Origin of the sequence: Pseudomonas oryzihabitans, from assembly GCF_007665395.1 — a bacterium.
GTDB classification, from domain to species: domain Bacteria; phylum Pseudomonadota; class Gammaproteobacteria; order Pseudomonadales; family Pseudomonadaceae; genus Chryseomonas; species Chryseomonas psychrotolerans_C.
Genome location: NZ_VDND01000002.1, coordinates 547,543 through 561,520, shown reverse-complemented (window position 1 = coordinate 561,520; position 13,978 = coordinate 547,543). Strand labels below are relative to the sequence as shown.

The window sequence follows — 13,978 nt, the reverse complement described above, 5'->3', positions numbered from 1 at the left end:
GCCAGATGCCTGCCGGGCACGAGGCCGGCAGGCATCTGGCGTAGCAGGATCGGGTTCCATGCCCCATTGGGAAGCGGTCAGGGCAGTTCCACGATCTCCACCCAGTTGGCGCCCTTGCCAGCGGGAGCGCGACTTACCTCGGTCAGCCTTCCCGTGCTGCTCTCTATCCGGTAGACGGCTACCTCTGTGGACTTCTCCCCGGATGCCACCAGGAAGCGACCTTGCGGATCGATAGCGATGCCGCGTGGCTGGTTGACCGTCGGGATACTCTCGATGAAGCGGGGCCGTCCAGTGGGTGCGTCCACCTGGAACAGGGCGAGCTTGCTGCTCGTGCGCTCGGTGGTGAACAGATAGCGGCCATCGGGCGTCAGCTTGATATCGGCTGCGGAAATCGCGTTCCTGGGCTTCTCCTGCGTGCGAGCGGCCAGCCTATCCGCGGTGATGGGCGGCTGGACGACACCACGGACCAGTCCCGCATCCGCCGGCACCGAGGCCACCGAGATCACGGGCTGCAGCCGGCCATTGTTGGCGTCGAGCTCATACTGAGTGACCATCCCGGACAATTCGTGCAGCACGTAGACGAAGTGGTTGTCCGGCGAGAATACGAAGTGGCGCGGGCCCTCGCCTGCCGCGGTTTTGATCAGCGGAGGATCGTTCGGCGTCAACTGTCCGCTCGCCGCATCGAAGCGGAATTGCAGGATCTGGTCGTCGCCCAGATTGGGAACGAAGACGAAGCGATTGCTGCGGTCGGTCTGGATAGCGTGGGCATTCCTTCCCGTCGGCAGGATCTGGCTCGCTGGCCGGGTCACCTTGCAGTCGGCGTCGATCGGACTCACGGCCACCTTGTTGCCGGAGTAGGACGCCGTCAGCAGAAAGCGCCCGGTCCGATCGGTGGCCACGTACGGCATGCTGTCTGGAAGTGGAGCTTCGGCCCATTGCGTCAGAGCGCCCGATTGTCCATCGATCCCATAGGTGAATACGCGCATCGGTGCCGAGCGCACGACCGCGTATAGACAACGCCGGTTGGGCGCCACCGCCATGGGCATGACGACCTTGCCGGCCATCACGCTGCCCAGCTCCGCCAGCGCACCGCTCGATTCATCCAGGGTGTAGCTGGTGATGGTTCCGTCTATGGAGTTGGAGACATACACCAGGGTCTTGCCGAGCACTGCTGGTGATACCGTCGCAGCCATCAGGGCTCCGGCGAGCAGCCAGGGTTTGAGCTTTGACCTGTTCATCTTTGCGCCTTGTTTTCGTTATTCATGGAGTAACGCCAGAAAGAATGAGTGGTTGCTAACGGGTCATGGGCGCCCTGCGGCGCCCAGGAGAACGGCGTGGGGACGAGCGCAGGCCGCCGCTCAGTCCGCAGCTTTCCAGCCCGCCACATAGGCGACCAGCAGGGTCCAGATGCCGAAGACGCCGGACAGGGTGAACAACGTGGGATTGAGCACCGCAGCGGTCCGGGTGATCCAGGCGCCATTGCCCATCAGGAAACCCACTGCCTGCAGGGCGACCAAGGCGCCTGCCACCAGCAACATGGCGCTGAGCAGCAGGACGAAAACGCCCACCATGAACCTCTTGAGCGAAGAATCGCCGGGATCCGCGTGCATGAGTCTTATCTCCTTGAATCAGGTTGGAACCGGCAGCCAGCCCATCCCCACGCCAACGCCCACGGCGATGAAGGGCAGGACATACAGCACGATGAGTGGCATGAAGGTCTTGCTGGGCGGGACCTGGGCAATGCCCGCCGCGATGTAGATGGCCGCGGCCCCGGGTGGCGAAGCCCCTTCCGTGGAGGAGGCGATGAGCACCAGGCCCGCGGCGAGATAGGGATCGATCCCCGCATGCACCAGCACGGTGAAACCGATGCCACCGATGGTGGCGACGGTCGCCGTCGAGTTCAGCGGCCCGGCCACGAGGATGACCAGGACGACGACGATGACGCAGGCCAGGAGCGCCGAGGCGTTGAGTCCGGTGAGCAGCTCTGACAGTTGCTCGGCGAGTCCCAAGGCGGCGAGCGCGGCGCCCCCGGCGAAGGCGAAGACGATGGTCGCGCCAATCTCCCGATAGCGAGGGGCAGTGGAAGCGATCAGTTCATACCAGGCGCCCCACCCCTTCGGCAGCTTGCGCCAGCCCAGCAGGAGCGTGAAAACCCCTAGCATGACCGGCATCCACACCATGATGGAGACCGACTTGATGGCCGGCGCTCCCAGGGTCTGCTGCAGGTACAGGCTAAAGGGCCCCAAAGTCAGGAGGATGGGAATGGCGATGCCCATGAAGATCAGTACGGTCCACCAGCCCCTGGCGAAGGATTGCCGCAGCGGTTCGATCTCGTGCGCTTCGCCCCTGCCGATCCGGTAGCGGCGAACGAACAGATAGACGACCACCAGGCGCCAGGCCAGGCACCAGGCCGCCACGCCGTACATCGTCAGCAGCAGCCGCTCCACCGAGACATAGGGCGCCACGGTCCCCAGGCCGACCAGGATGAAGAAAGAGGCACTGGGTGGTATGACGGTACCCATCCCGGCATTTCCGGCCACCAGGGTGGCGGCGACATGGCTGGGCCATTGCGACCTCTTCATCCAGGGGATGGTCACGGTCCCGACGGTCGCCGCGTTGGATGAACCTGAGTGGGCGACGGCGCCGAACAGGGAGGCTCCTACCGTGGACACGTAACCCGCGCCGCCCGGCAATCGGCCTAACAGGGAATTCAGGATGGCCACCTGGCGATCGATGATCCCGGTCTTCGCTAGCAGCGTACCAACGAAGGTGAAGGCCAGCGCGGAAAACACCACCTGCTCCGAAAAAGCGGCCTGCAGCCCTTCACGGGCGATCTGAAAGAACTGTCCCTGACCGAAGGCGCACAGGGCGACAAAGCCTACTACCATGGCTTCGGCGATGCCGCGCTTGAGCACCGTGCTCCAGAGGACAATGATGAGGATATAGCTCGCCAGTGCTGTCACTGCGATGCCCATGGTGTTCTCCCTGATTGTTCTTGAAAGTCAGGAGTGGAAACGCGAACGAACCTGTGGCGACTATCGAAGCACCCTCAAGCTGTCGCGACGCACGTCGGTGGGCCGCTGGATCCCCAGCAGCGCCATGTTGCGCGACAGTTCGGTGGCCAGGATGCCGATCGCATGCTTGATGCCCGGTTGGCCGCCCACGGCGCCGGCATAGTTCATGGGCCGGCCGATGAAGACGAAGGTCGCGCCCAGCGCGAGCGCCATGAGGACGTCATGGCCACGGCGAAAGCCGCTGTCGATCATCACCGGATAATCCGGCCCGACCGCCTTGACCACCTGCGGCAGGCTGGCGAGGGGCGCGAGGCTGCCATCGAGCTGGCGCCCGCCATGGTTGGAGACGATGACGCCATCCGCACCAGACTCCCGGGCGCGTACGGCGTCTTCCGGCGCGAGGATGCCCTTGACCACCAGGGTGCCCGGCCAGTGGCGGCGGATCAGCTCCAGGTGGCGCCAGCTCAGGTGATCACGGGCACCGAAATCGCGCATCACATTGGCCGACAGGATGGGCGCGCCGCGGCCGACGCCGGAGTTCTCGAAGTGCGGCATGCCCCGCCGTAGCAGGGTGCGCAAGGCGGTACCCAGCAGCCAGCGCGGGTGGGTGAGGCCTTCCCAGGCCAGGTGCAGATCCGGCTTCAGCGGCGTGGAAAAGCGCGCGCGAATCAGATTCTCCCGATTGGCCGACACCGGTACGTCGGCGGTGACCACCAGCGTCTTGAAGCCGGCGCGCTGCACACGCTCGACGAGGGCGAGGATCTTGGCATCCTCGCCGGGTACGTAGGCCTGGAACCAGGCGTCCGGATTTTCCCTGACCACCTCCTCCATCGGCAGCAGGGAGGAACCGCTCATGATCGCCGGGATATTGGCTTCCCTGGCCGCCCGGGCCTGGATGAGGTCGCCCTCGAAAGCGGTCAGGGCGCTGATGCCCATGGGCGCGATGCCGAAGGGCGCGCCGTAGCGCTGCCCCAGCAGGGTGGTTTCCAGGCTGCGCGCGGAGGTATCGGTGAAGGCGCGCGGGACCCAGGCATAGCGGTCGAAGCCGGTGCGATTGCCGCGCAGCGACTTCTCCTGCTCGGCGCCGCCGCTGACATAGGCGAACAACGGCTTGGGCAGATGGCGCCGCGCGGCCACCTCGAAGTCGTCCAGCGAGAGGATGGCGCGCAGGCGCCGGGGTATCCGATAGGCGCTGCTGCCCTTGGGCAGGGTATGGGAAGCCAAGGGGTAGTCTTGCAGTCGGCTGGTCTGAGTCATGCGCTGGCCCTGTCGTTTTGGCCATCATAGGCGCCGTACCCACGAAGAAAAGTTATTCTCTGTCGCTCCAAAGACGAGAAATTCTCATGAAAATCGAGGCCTTCCTCACCCTGCGGGCGGTGCTGGCGCGCGGCTCCTTCGCCGCGGCGGCGGAAGCGGTGAATCTCACCCCCAGCGCGGTCAGCCTGCAGATCAAGCAGCTGGAGGCCTACTTCGGCCAGGCGCTGTTCGATCGCTCGGGGCGCGCGGTGCAGCCCACCCCCTTCGCGCTCAGGCTGCTCGATACCGTGGCGCGCACCCTGGCGGACCTCGAAGGCCTGCGCAACCAGCGCGCCCTGCCCCTGACCGGTCGCGTGCGCCTGGGGGTGACGGGCTCGATCCTGACCACCCTGCTGCCGAAGGCGGTCGCTGAACTCCAGCGGCGGGCGCCAGGCATCACCCTGCAGTTGGAGAGGAACGACACGCCCGAGCTGATGGCGGCGCTGAAGGCGGATCGCCTGGATGCGGCCATCCTGGTCCGGCCACCCGGCGGCGGCTCGGCCCGCCTGCACTGGCAGGATCTGCTCCAGGAGCCGCTGGTGCTGGTCGTCCCGGCGCAGCTGGAGCACCAGGCGCCCGAGCACTACCTGCGGCGTTATCCCTGGCTACGGCTGGATCGCAAGCTGGTGGTCGGCAGGCTGGCGGCGCGCTTCGTCGATAGCCTGGTACCGCAGCGCGAAGCGCTGCTGGACGTGCCCAGCGCCGATGCCATCATCGCCATGGTCGGCATGGGCCTGGGCGTCTCGGTACTGCCCAGGCTGCGCCCGGAACACCTGGCCACCCATGCGGTACGGGAGGTCGCCCTCGGCGCGGCGGCCCCCAGGCGCCAGCTGTCCATGGCGCGGCGCAAGCAGGACTCCGAGAACCCCCTGCTCGACACCATCGAACAGGCCTTCGCCGTCGCCTGCCGCTAGTGGCAAGCGGGCGCCGCGTCCCGGCCGACCTCGGGGCAGGCCTGGCCGGGAGCGCTGCCTAGCTCAGGCCTCTTCCTCCTGGAACGCCTCTTCCCGCTTCCGACGAAAAGCCGGCAACACCATCATCACCAGCAGGATGGCGGAGGCGGCGAACAGGGTGGCACTGATCGGCCGCTGGACGAGCACGCTAGGATCACCCTGGGAAATCAACAGGGCGCGCCGCAGGTTGGTTTCCAGCAGCGGGCCGAGCACGAAGCCCAGCAACAGCGGGCCCGGTTCGCACCTGGCCTTGCGGAACAGATAGCCCAGCAAGCCGAAGAGGATCACCAGGGCGACGTCGAAGCCGCGGTTGTTGACGCTGTACACCCCGACGCAGCAGAACAGCAGGATCGCCGGGAACAGCAGCCGATAGGGCACCTGCAGCAGCCGCACCCAGACGCCAATGAGCGGCAGGTTGATGACCAGCAGCATCAGGTTGCCGATCCACATGCTGGCGATCAGGCCCCAGAACAGCGCCGGCTGGTTGGTGATCACCGAAGGCCCGGGGGTGATGCCGTGGATCATCATGGCGCCGAGCATCATGGCCATGATCGAGTTGGACGGAATGCCCAGGGTCAGCAGCGGAATGAAGGACGACTGGGCCCCGGCGTTGTTGGCCGACTCCGGCGCGGCGACGCCCTCCACCATCCCGGTGCCGAACTGCTCCGGCGTCTTCGACACCTTCTTTTCCAGCGAATAGGCGCTGAAGGCGCTCAGGGTCGCCCCGCCGCCCGGCAGTACACCGAGGAAGGTGCCCAGGGCAGTACCGCGCAGGGTGGCCGGCCAGGCCCGGCGGAAGTCCTCGCGGGTGGGCCACAGCCGGGTGATCTTGCCGGCGAGGCTGCCGCGGGCTTCGCGGGATTCGAGGTTGACGGCGATCTCGGCGATGCCGAACAGGCCCACGGCGATCACCACGAAGTCGATGCCGTCGTAGAGGTCGGTGGAGCCGAAGGTCAGGCGCGTGGTGCCGCTGCTGACGTCCATGCCCACCATGCCGAGCAGCAGCCCCAGGCAGACCATGCCGACCGCCTTGATCACCGAGCCGCTGGCCAGAATGGTCGCCGCCAGCAGACCGAACACGGTCAGCGCCACGTATTCCGCCGGCCCGAAGGACAGGGCGAAACGCGACAGCACAGGACCGGCCACCGCCAGGGCCACGGTGGCGACGGTCCCAGCGAAGAAGGACGCCAGGGCGGCGGTGGCGAGCGCTGCCCCCGCCCGCCCCCGTTTGGCCATGGCATGGCCGTCCAGTGCGGTGACCACCGCCGAGGCCTCGCCCGGCAGATTGACCAGGATCGCCGTGGTCGAGCCACCGTACTGGGCCCCGTAGAAGATGCCGGCCAGCATGATCAGGGCCGCCAGGGGCGGCAGGAAATAGGTGATCGGCAGCAGGATCGCCACCGTCGCCGTGGGGCCTATGCCGGGTAGTACACCGATCAGGGTCCCCAGCAGGGCGCCGATCAGGCAGAAGGCCAGGTTGGTCGGACTCATGGCTTCGGAGAAGCCCAGGTAGAGCGCGTCGAAGATCTCCATCAGAAAGGCCCCACACGCATTTGGACATCCAGTCCATAGATGAAGACCAGCACGCCGAACACCGTCAGCACCACACTGGAGATCAGTACCTCGCGCAGCCGCCACTCACGGTCGGCCATGCTGCCGAAGATCACCAGCCCGGCCGCCGCGACGATGAAGCCGGCGTACTCGGCCGCCAGGGCGAAGCCGCCCACGGAAGCCAACAGGATCAATAAAGGCCGGAGCTGCACGACGCCGATGGACTCCGCCTGCTGCCAAAGGCCCAGCAGGCCGATGACGATGCCGAGGATGATCACCAGCGAACCGACCAGTACCGGCAGATAGCCCGGCCCCATCATGGCCGCACTGCCGAACGGCAGGTCCTTCGACGACCAGAGCACCAGTGCTCCCAGGCCGACGAAGATAGCGCTGGCAAGAAAGTCGGGGCGGCTGCTGCGTGCTTCGCGCTTCACTGCACCCATGGCGAGACGCTCCACAGCTTCTGGTAACCCTCGAGCTGCGCGGGCATCTGGGCGGCCCAATCCTCACCGGACAGGTAGGCCAGGGGCAGCGAGAGGTCCTGGGCCTGCTTGACGAAGGCCGGATCCTCGATCACCTCCTTCACCGCCTTCGCCATCCGTTGCTCGACGGCCTCGGGCACCCCGGACGGCGCGGCGATGCCTCGCTCGGAGGTCATGATCAGGTCCACGCCCTGCTCCTTGGCGGTGGGCAGGTTGGGCTGCTGCGGCATGCGTTCGGCAGCGAACTGCGCCAGCACGCGGAAGTCGTCGTCGGCATTCATCTCGCTGATGTTCTGCCCGGCCGCGCTGATATGGCCGCCCATCAGCGCAGTGCGCGACTCGGACGCGCCACTGAAGGGCACGTGGGTGAGCTTGATGTCGGTCAGCTGCTGCAGCTCCACCATCATCAGGTGGTCGTCGGTCCCCACGCCGGAGGTGCCGATCGAGAACCTGCCAGGCGCCGCCTTGGCCGCCGTGGTGAAGTCCGCCAGGGTCTTGTAGGGCGAATCCTTGGGTACCGCCAGCACGGTGGGATCGTCGACGATGCGGGCCACGGGGCGAATCTTCGCCGGATCGTAGCCGACCTTGCGCTGCACGCGGGTACTCAGGAAACCGGGGGTATTGATGAAGGCGAAGGTGTAGCCATCGGGCTTGGCCTTGCTCAGCATGGTGTAGGCGATCTCGCCCGCCGCGCCGGGCCTGTTGACGATGACGATCTTCGCCCCCAGGCGTTTCTCCAGGTAGGGCTGCATCGCGCGGGCCATGACATCGGTGCTGCCCCCCGGGGCATAGGCGACCAGGAACTCGATCGGCCGGTCTTCCGGCCAGGCGGCCTGGGCGCTGAAGGAGCTGAGGGACAGCGCCAGGAAGGAAGCAAGCACACCACTCGCGGTCTTGGTCATAGGAAGCTCTCTGTTGTTCTTGTTGGAATGGGTGTGGCGAGGCGCCGAGTGCCGCCAGGGCATCTCCGGCGCCGCCCGCCCTGGGGTGTACCCGGGATGGCCTTCCAGCCGGGAGGAAGCCGCGCGGCCGCTCACCACCCGAGCACCATAATGGAATGGCATTTCACAAACGAGGTCGGGAAGACGCCTCCACCAGGGAAATTCGTAACCAAAAAAGTCACAGGCGCGCCTCCATAGGGCTGGGCTCGACCCATCCGAGAGCCCCTCGCAGGCCGAAATCGCCATTTTGAAATGACATTTCTTTTTAAAAGGATGATCATGAGCGCCTTGGCTCAACTAGCAGCCTGGAACGCCCTTCCCCATCTCAACAAGGAATACAAGACTCATGATGAAGGCCTCCGACCTGGTCGTTCGCTGCCTGGAAAACGAGGGTGTGGAATACATCTTCGGCATCCCCGGCGAAGAGAACCTGGACCTGCTCGAATCCCTGCGCCGCTCCTCGCAGATCAAGCTGATCCTGACTCGCCACGAGCAGTCCGCCGGCTTCATGGCCGCTACCTACGGCCGCTTCACCGGCAAGACCGGCGTCTGCCTCTCCACCCTCGGCCCCGGTGCCACCAACCTGGTCACCGCCGGCGCCTACGCCTACCTCGGCGGCATGCCCATGCTGATGCTGACCGGCCAGAAGCCGATCAAGAAATCCAAGCAGGGCCGGTTCCAGATCCTCGACGTGTGCCGCATGATGGCGCCCCTCACCAAGTACACCCACCAGTTCGCCTCCGCCGACAACATCCCGTCGCGCATCCGCGAGGCCTTCCGCCTCGCCGAGGAAGAAAAGCCCGGCTCCGTGCACCTGGAATTGCCGGAAGACATCGCCGACGAGCACACCGAGAGCCTGCCGGTGCCGCCGAGTCTGATTCGCCGCCCGGTGGCCGAGGCCAAGGCCATCGCCGCCGCCGTCTCCAAGCTGGAGAACGCCCGCAGTCCGGTGCTGGTGCTGGGCGCCGGCACCAACCGCAAGATGACCGCCCGGGTGCTGCGCCAGCTGATCGAGAAGACCGGCATCCCCTTCGTCACCACCCAGCTGGGCAAGGGCGTGGTCGACGAGCGCCATCCGCGCTTCCTGGGCAACGCCGCCCTCTCCGCCGGTGACTTCGTCCACCGCGCCCTGGAGTCGGCCGACCTCATCGTCAACATCGGCCACGACGTCATCGAGAAGCCGCCGTTCTTCATGACCCGCGGCGGTACCGAGGTCATCCACATCAACTTCCGCTCCGCCGAAGTCGATCCGGTGTACTTCCCCCAGGTGGAAGTGATCGGCGACATCGCCAACGCCATCTGGGAGATCAAGGAGCGCATCGAGGTCCAGCCGACCTGGGACTTCGACCGCCTGCTGAACATCCGCGAGGCCAACGAGGCCCACGTCGCCGAAGGCGCCACCGACGACCGCTTCCCGGTCTACCCGCAGCGCCTGGTGGCCGATCTGCGCCAGGTACTGCCCTCCGACGGCATCGTCGCCCTGGACAACGGCATCTACAAGATCTGGTTCGCCCGTAACTACAAGGCCTACATGCCCAACACGGTGCTGCTGGACAACGCCCTGGCCACCATGGGCGCCGGCCTGCCTTCGGCCATGGCCGCGCGCCTGGTCCACCCCAACACCCCCATCGTGGCGGTGTGCGGCGACGGCGGCTTCATGATGAACAGCCAGGAGCTGGAAACCGCGGTGCGCCTGAAGATGAACCTGGTGGTCATCATCCTGCGCGACGACGGCTACGGCATGATCCGCTGGAAGCAGGCGCAGATGGGTTTCGAGGACTTCGGCCTGGACTACGGCAACCCGGACTTCGTCCGCTACGCCGAAAGCTACGGCGCCTTCGGCCATCGCGTGGAGAGCGCGGCGGCCTTCGCCCCGCTGGTGCAGCACTGCCTGGACACCCCTGGCGTGCACGTCATCGACTGCCCGGTGGACTACTCCGAGAACGACCGCATCCTGCACCAGGAGATCAAGGAGCGCAGCGCGGCGATCTAGGTAGCCGTTGGCAATTCGCGGACGCCCTGGTCGCAAGGCCAGGGCGGTCTTCGATGCCCGGCAGGCCCCTCGCCCGGCACCGTCGCGCGAAAGCTTGAGCAGTGCGCCGCTACCAGGCCGCGGAAATACCCGGACCTAATAAAGGCCCACCGGCGCCGCCCGGATGCCTGACCGGCGGGAGCTATTCACTAGGCGCACGCCGGGCGCTCACGGATAATGGGGCGATAGCTGCCCTTTAGGAACACGAGCTTGAACACCACCCGTCCTCGCCCAGGCGTTTCCGGCGTTGCCTCTGCTGATCGCGTCTTGACCGTTCTCACCGCCTTTCGCATCGGCGATGCCGCGCTGAGCCTCGCCGAACTGGCCAATCGCACCGGCCTGATCAAGAGCACCATCATGCGCCTGGTGGTATCGCTGGAAAAATACGGCCTGGTGACCCGGCTCGCCGACGGCAACTACATCCTGGCCAGCGAGGTCGTGCGCCTTAATGCCGTCTACCAGGATTCCCACGACGTCGGGCGCCACATCATGCCGCGGCTGCACCAGCTCACCGAGCAGAGTGGCGAAACCGCTTCCTTCTATGTCAAGCACGGTGCCTATCGTCTCTGCCAGTACCGGGTGAATTCCCCCCATCGCCTGCGCCTGCACCTGCAGCCCGGCGACATGCGGCCCATGGACCAGGCCGCCGGTGCCCTGGCCCTGCAGACGCCCTATACCGTGGCCAAGGCGGGGATCATCCCTTTCTATTCCTGCGGTGCCACCGACCCGCACGCCTCTTCCGTGGCCCTGCCCATCTACGACGCCCAGGAAGAGCTGCTGGGCGCCATCGTGATCTCCGGACCGGCCAATCGCCTCAGCCTGGAACGCGCCCAGACCCTGTACGACGTCCTGCGCGAGTCGGCGGACGAACTGACCCGCAGCCTGGGCGGCAAGCCCATCTACGGCACGGGTCAGGCGAAGCCCAAGCCGCGCAAGAACAAAGACGGTTGATCTTGGGCCAGGTCCAGCCTTGGCGGACCCGAGCAACCGTCGGGGCTGACGCTAGGTTTGAGTAGGGTTCAGCCCGAAACCGCTTGGGCACCGGGTGGAAAGGCAGAGTGGGAACCTTGGCCGCCGCGGCTCGCGTTCGTTGGGCTTCGCTGTGCTCAGCCCAACCTACCAAAGCCAAGCCCATTGCCCGCCCTAAGCGCCTCCTCTCCCTCCGGGAGAGGGCCAGGGTGAGGGAAATCCTGCGGCCACCGCGCTTCTCGTTGGGCTTCGCTATGCTCAGCCCAACCTACCAAAACCGAGTCCCTCGCCCAGAGCCCGCCCTGGGCGCCCCCTCTCCCTCCGGGAGAAGGCCGGGGTGAGGGAAGCCCTTCGGCCACAACGCTTCTCGTTGGGCTTCGCTATGCTCAGCCCAACCTACCAATGCCAAGCCCCCTGCCCAGAGCCCCCTCGAGCGCCCCCTCTCCCTTCGGGAGAGGGCCGGGGTGAGGGGAAGCCCTTCGACCACCGCGCTTCTCGTTGGGCTTCGCTGTGCTCAGCCCAACCTACCAAAGCCGAGCCCATTGCCCAGAGCATCCTGAAGCGCTCCCTCTCCCTCTGGGAGAGGGCCAGGTGAGGGAAGTCCTTCGGCCACCGCGCTTCTCGTTGGGCTTCGCTATGCTCAGCCCAACCTACCAAAGCCGAGCCCACTGCCCAGAGCCCGCCCTTGAGCCCCCTCTCCCTCCGGGAGAGGGCTGGGGTGAGGGAAATCCTTTGGCCACCGCGCTTCTCGTTGGGCTTCGCTATGCTCGGCCCAACCTACCAAAGCCGAGTCCACCACCCGGAGCACCCTCGAGCGCCCCCTCTCCCTCCGGGAGAGGGCCGGGGTGAGGGAGACCCGGCACCTAACATCACGCCCGGATCAGCAGAGGCGCGGTACCGCCATAACAGGCCGACACCCGCTCGGCGCGGTGGGTCAGGACGCTACGCTGGTTGAGCGAGCCCTTGTCGGTGATCTCGCCGCGGTCGGCGGATGGCGGCTCTTCCTGCAGGGCGATCCATTCCAGGCGGCTGGCGTTGCCCGACGCCTCCTTGTTGAGGCGCCTGAGCCAGTCGGCGAACCAGCGCTGCACCGGCGCACTGGCCAATACCGTCGCCGCATCAGCGGCCTCGCCCAGCCCCGCCAGTTGCCGGCAGTCCGCCAGGCGCGGAAACACCAGCAAGCCCAGGCACTCGCGATCCGGCGCCGCCACCACCACGTCCTGCACCAGCGGCGTACCCTCCAGTACCGCGCGATTGCGCAGCGGACCGACGCTGACGAACACCCCGGACGACAGCTTGAAGTCCTCGGCGATGCGGCCGTCGAACATCAGGCCCAGTTGCGGATTGGCCGGATCGACCAGCTTGAGCGCATCGCCCGAGCAGTAGAAGCCTTCCTCGTCGAAGCAGGCGGTGGTCTGGGCGGCATCGCGCCAGTAGCCGGGCATGATGTGCGGACCGCGGAAGCGCCCTTCCAGCTTGCCGTCCACCGGCACCAGCTTGAGTTCACACCCCGGCGCCGGCGCCCCGACGTAGCCGGCCACCGACAGCGGACCGGTGGTGAAGGTGCAGCTGGGCGAGGCCTCGGTCATGCCCAGGCCAGCCATCATGCGGATACGTTCGCCGCAATGGGCCTCGGCAATGCAATCCAGGCGATCCCAGACGCTTTGCGAAAGGCCGGCCGCGGCAAAGAAGAACAGTCGCATGCGGGCGAAGAAGCGCTCGCGCAGCTCGGCGTCGCGCTCCAGGGCATTGGCCAGCTCTTCCCAGCCGCGCGGCACCGTGAGGTAGGCGGTGGGCGACACCTCGCGCAGATTGCGCAGGGTTTCGCCGAAACCCTGGGGCGTCGGCTTGCCTTCGTCGAGGTAGAAGCTACCGCCGTTGTAGAGCACGATGCCCAGGTTATGGCTGCCGCCGAAGGTATGGTTCCAGGGCAGCCAGTCCACCAGCACCGGTGGTTCCTCGCCGAACACCGGGAAGGTCTGCAGGAGCATCTGCTGGTTGGCGCAGAGCATGCGCTGGGTGGTGGTCACCGCCTTGGGCAACTTGGTGGAGCCGGAGGTGAAGAGAAACTTGGCGATACTGTCCGGGCCGGTGGCGGCGAAGGCGCGCTCGGCCGCAGCCACCTCGCCGCGAGCGAGCAGCGTCGCGAAGGCCAGGGTGCGCCGCCCTGCCACTTGACCGCGGGTGGCCACCACCGGTACCTCGGAGGGCAGCACGGCGTCCAGCGCCTTCTGGAAGGCCGGGCCGTCGCTGACGAACACCAGGCCCGGCTGCAAGAGCCCGCAGACGTGGCGCAACTTGGCATGATCCTGGGACAGCAGCGAATAGCCGGGCGACACCGGACAGAAGGGAATGCCGGCATAGAGCGCCGCCAGGGCCAATTGCAGGTGTTCGGGATCGTTGCCCGAGAGGATCGCCAGCGGCCGCTCGGCCGACAGGCCGAATTCCAGCAGCGCGGCGGCCAACTGGCGCACCCGCTGCAGCATCTCCGCATAGGAGAATTCGCGCCAGGCACCACCGGCCTCGCGCGCGGCGAAGAAGGTACGCTCCGGCGCCACCTCGGCCCAGTGCCGCAGCCGCTCCAGCAGCCGCGGCGGTGGTGGGATCAGGGCTTCCTGGGAGGCCATGTAGAGCAGTCCCCCGCGCTCTTCCACCGTGACCCCAGGGTGGCCCAGGGTCACCGGGCGATAGCGCAGCGGCTGATCGGCGGGCGCGCGGGTTTGCGTGACGTGACTCACCT

General features: G+C 66.6%; 11 protein-coding genes. 3 read left to right on the top strand and 8 right to left on the bottom strand.

Annotation, left to right across the window (positions count from 1 at the left end; translation table 11 throughout):
* Positions 1 to 77 precede the first annotated feature (77 nt).
* The 4 genes from FSV73_RS06510 to FSV73_RS06495 all read right to left on the bottom strand — a co-directional run bounded on the left by FSV73_RS06510 (position 78) and on the right by FSV73_RS06495 (position 4,271).
* A complete protein-coding gene (locus FSV73_RS06510; RefSeq protein ID WP_145005582.1) occupies positions 78 to 1,238 on the bottom strand; it encodes a lactonase family protein in 1,161 nt (386 codons plus the stop codon).
* Positions 1,239 to 1,358: 120 nt separating this feature from the next.
* On the bottom strand, positions 1,359 to 1,610 hold the full coding sequence (locus FSV73_RS06505) for a hypothetical protein (RefSeq protein ID WP_145005580.1): 252 nt from the start codon (positions 1,608 to 1,610) through the stop codon (positions 1,359 to 1,361).
* 18 nt (positions 1,611 to 1,628) lie between these two features.
* On the bottom strand, positions 1,629 to 2,975 hold the full coding sequence (locus FSV73_RS06500; RefSeq protein ID WP_145005577.1) for a TRAP transporter large permease subunit: 1,347 nt from the start codon (positions 2,973 to 2,975) through the stop codon (positions 1,629 to 1,631).
* A 60-nt stretch (positions 2,976 to 3,035) separates the two neighbouring features.
* Positions 3,036 to 4,271 (bottom strand): alpha-hydroxy acid oxidase, encoded by a 1,236-nt coding sequence (locus FSV73_RS06495; protein WP_145005574.1) that lies wholly within the window; start codon positions 4,269 to 4,271, stop codon positions 3,036 to 3,038.
* 86 nt (positions 4,272 to 4,357) lie between these two features.
* Here FSV73_RS06495 and FSV73_RS06490 point away from each other — a divergent pair, with 86 nt between their 5' ends.
* Positions 4,358 to 5,224 (top strand): LysR family transcriptional regulator, encoded by an 867-nt coding sequence (locus tag FSV73_RS06490; RefSeq protein WP_145005571.1) that lies wholly within the window; start codon positions 4,358 to 4,360, stop codon positions 5,222 to 5,224.
* A 63-nt stretch (positions 5,225 to 5,287) separates the two neighbouring features.
* Here the strand turns inward: FSV73_RS06490 and FSV73_RS06485 are convergent, their stop codons facing one another.
* The 3 genes from FSV73_RS06485 to FSV73_RS06475 are packed head-to-tail and all read right to left on the bottom strand — an operon-like array spanning position 5,288 to position 8,198.
* Positions 5,288 to 6,796 (bottom strand): tripartite tricarboxylate transporter permease, encoded by a 1,509-nt coding sequence (locus FSV73_RS06485; protein WP_145005569.1) that lies wholly within the window; start codon positions 6,794 to 6,796, stop codon positions 5,288 to 5,290.
* Complete coding sequence (locus FSV73_RS06480) at positions 6,796 to 7,257, bottom strand: tripartite tricarboxylate transporter TctB family protein (protein ID WP_145005566.1); 462 nt, start codon at positions 7,255 to 7,257, stop codon at positions 6,796 to 6,798. The genes FSV73_RS06485 and FSV73_RS06480 overlap by 1 nt, the downstream gene beginning before the upstream one ends.
* Positions 7,245 to 8,198: a tripartite tricarboxylate transporter substrate binding protein gene (locus FSV73_RS06475; protein ID WP_145005563.1), complete on the bottom strand. Its 954-nt coding sequence runs from the start codon at positions 8,196 to 8,198 to the stop codon at positions 7,245 to 7,247. Before FSV73_RS06475 ends, FSV73_RS06480 begins: the two co-directional genes overlap by 13 nt.
* A 385-nt stretch (positions 8,199 to 8,583) precedes the next feature.
* Here FSV73_RS06475 and FSV73_RS06470 point away from each other — a divergent pair, with 385 nt between their 5' ends.
* Both FSV73_RS06470 and FSV73_RS06465 read left to right on the top strand, forming a co-directional pair.
* Positions 8,584 to 10,230: an acetolactate synthase large subunit gene (locus tag FSV73_RS06470; protein ID WP_145005560.1), complete on the top strand. Its 1,647-nt coding sequence runs from the start codon at positions 8,584 to 8,586 to the stop codon at positions 10,228 to 10,230.
* 249 nt (positions 10,231 to 10,479) lie between these two features.
* A complete protein-coding gene (locus FSV73_RS06465; RefSeq protein WP_145005557.1) occupies positions 10,480 to 11,220 on the top strand; it encodes an IclR family transcriptional regulator in 741 nt (246 codons plus the stop codon).
* Between the two features lie 887 nt (positions 11,221 to 12,107).
* On the opposite strand, the gene FSV73_RS06460 is transcribed toward FSV73_RS06465, so the two are convergent.
* Positions 12,108 to 13,976 (bottom strand): feruloyl-CoA synthase, encoded by a 1,869-nt coding sequence (locus tag FSV73_RS06460; RefSeq protein WP_145005554.1) that lies wholly within the window; start codon positions 13,974 to 13,976, stop codon positions 12,108 to 12,110.
* Between the last annotated feature and the right edge of the window lie 2 nt (positions 13,977 to 13,978).

Coding starts and splice junctions, on each gene's coding strand:
- FSV73_RS06510 (WP_145005582.1), bottom strand. CDS start 1,238: ATGAACAGGTCAAAGCTCAAACCCTGGCTGCTCGCCGGAGCCCTGATG.
- FSV73_RS06505 (WP_145005580.1), bottom strand. CDS start 1,610: ATGCACGCGGATCCCGGCGATTCTTCGCTCAAGAGGTTCATGGTGGGC.
- FSV73_RS06500 (WP_145005577.1), bottom strand. CDS start 2,975: ATGGGCATCGCAGTGACAGCACTGGCGAGCTATATCCTCATCATTGTC.
- FSV73_RS06495 (WP_145005574.1), bottom strand. CDS start 4,271: ATGACTCAGACCAGCCGACTGCAAGACTACCCCTTGGCTTCCCATACC.
- FSV73_RS06490 (WP_145005571.1), top strand. CDS start 4,358: ATGAAAATCGAGGCCTTCCTCACCCTGCGGGCGGTGCTGGCGCGCGGC.
- FSV73_RS06485 (WP_145005569.1), bottom strand. CDS start 6,796: ATGGAGATCTTCGACGCGCTCTACCTGGGCTTCTCCGAAGCCATGAGT.
- FSV73_RS06480 (WP_145005566.1), bottom strand. CDS start 7,257: ATGGGTGCAGTGAAGCGCGAAGCACGCAGCAGCCGCCCCGACTTTCTT.
- FSV73_RS06475 (WP_145005563.1), bottom strand. CDS start 8,198: ATGACCAAGACCGCGAGTGGTGTGCTTGCTTCCTTCCTGGCGCTGTCC.
- FSV73_RS06470 (WP_145005560.1), top strand. CDS start 8,584: ATGATGAAGGCCTCCGACCTGGTCGTTCGCTGCCTGGAAAACGAGGGT.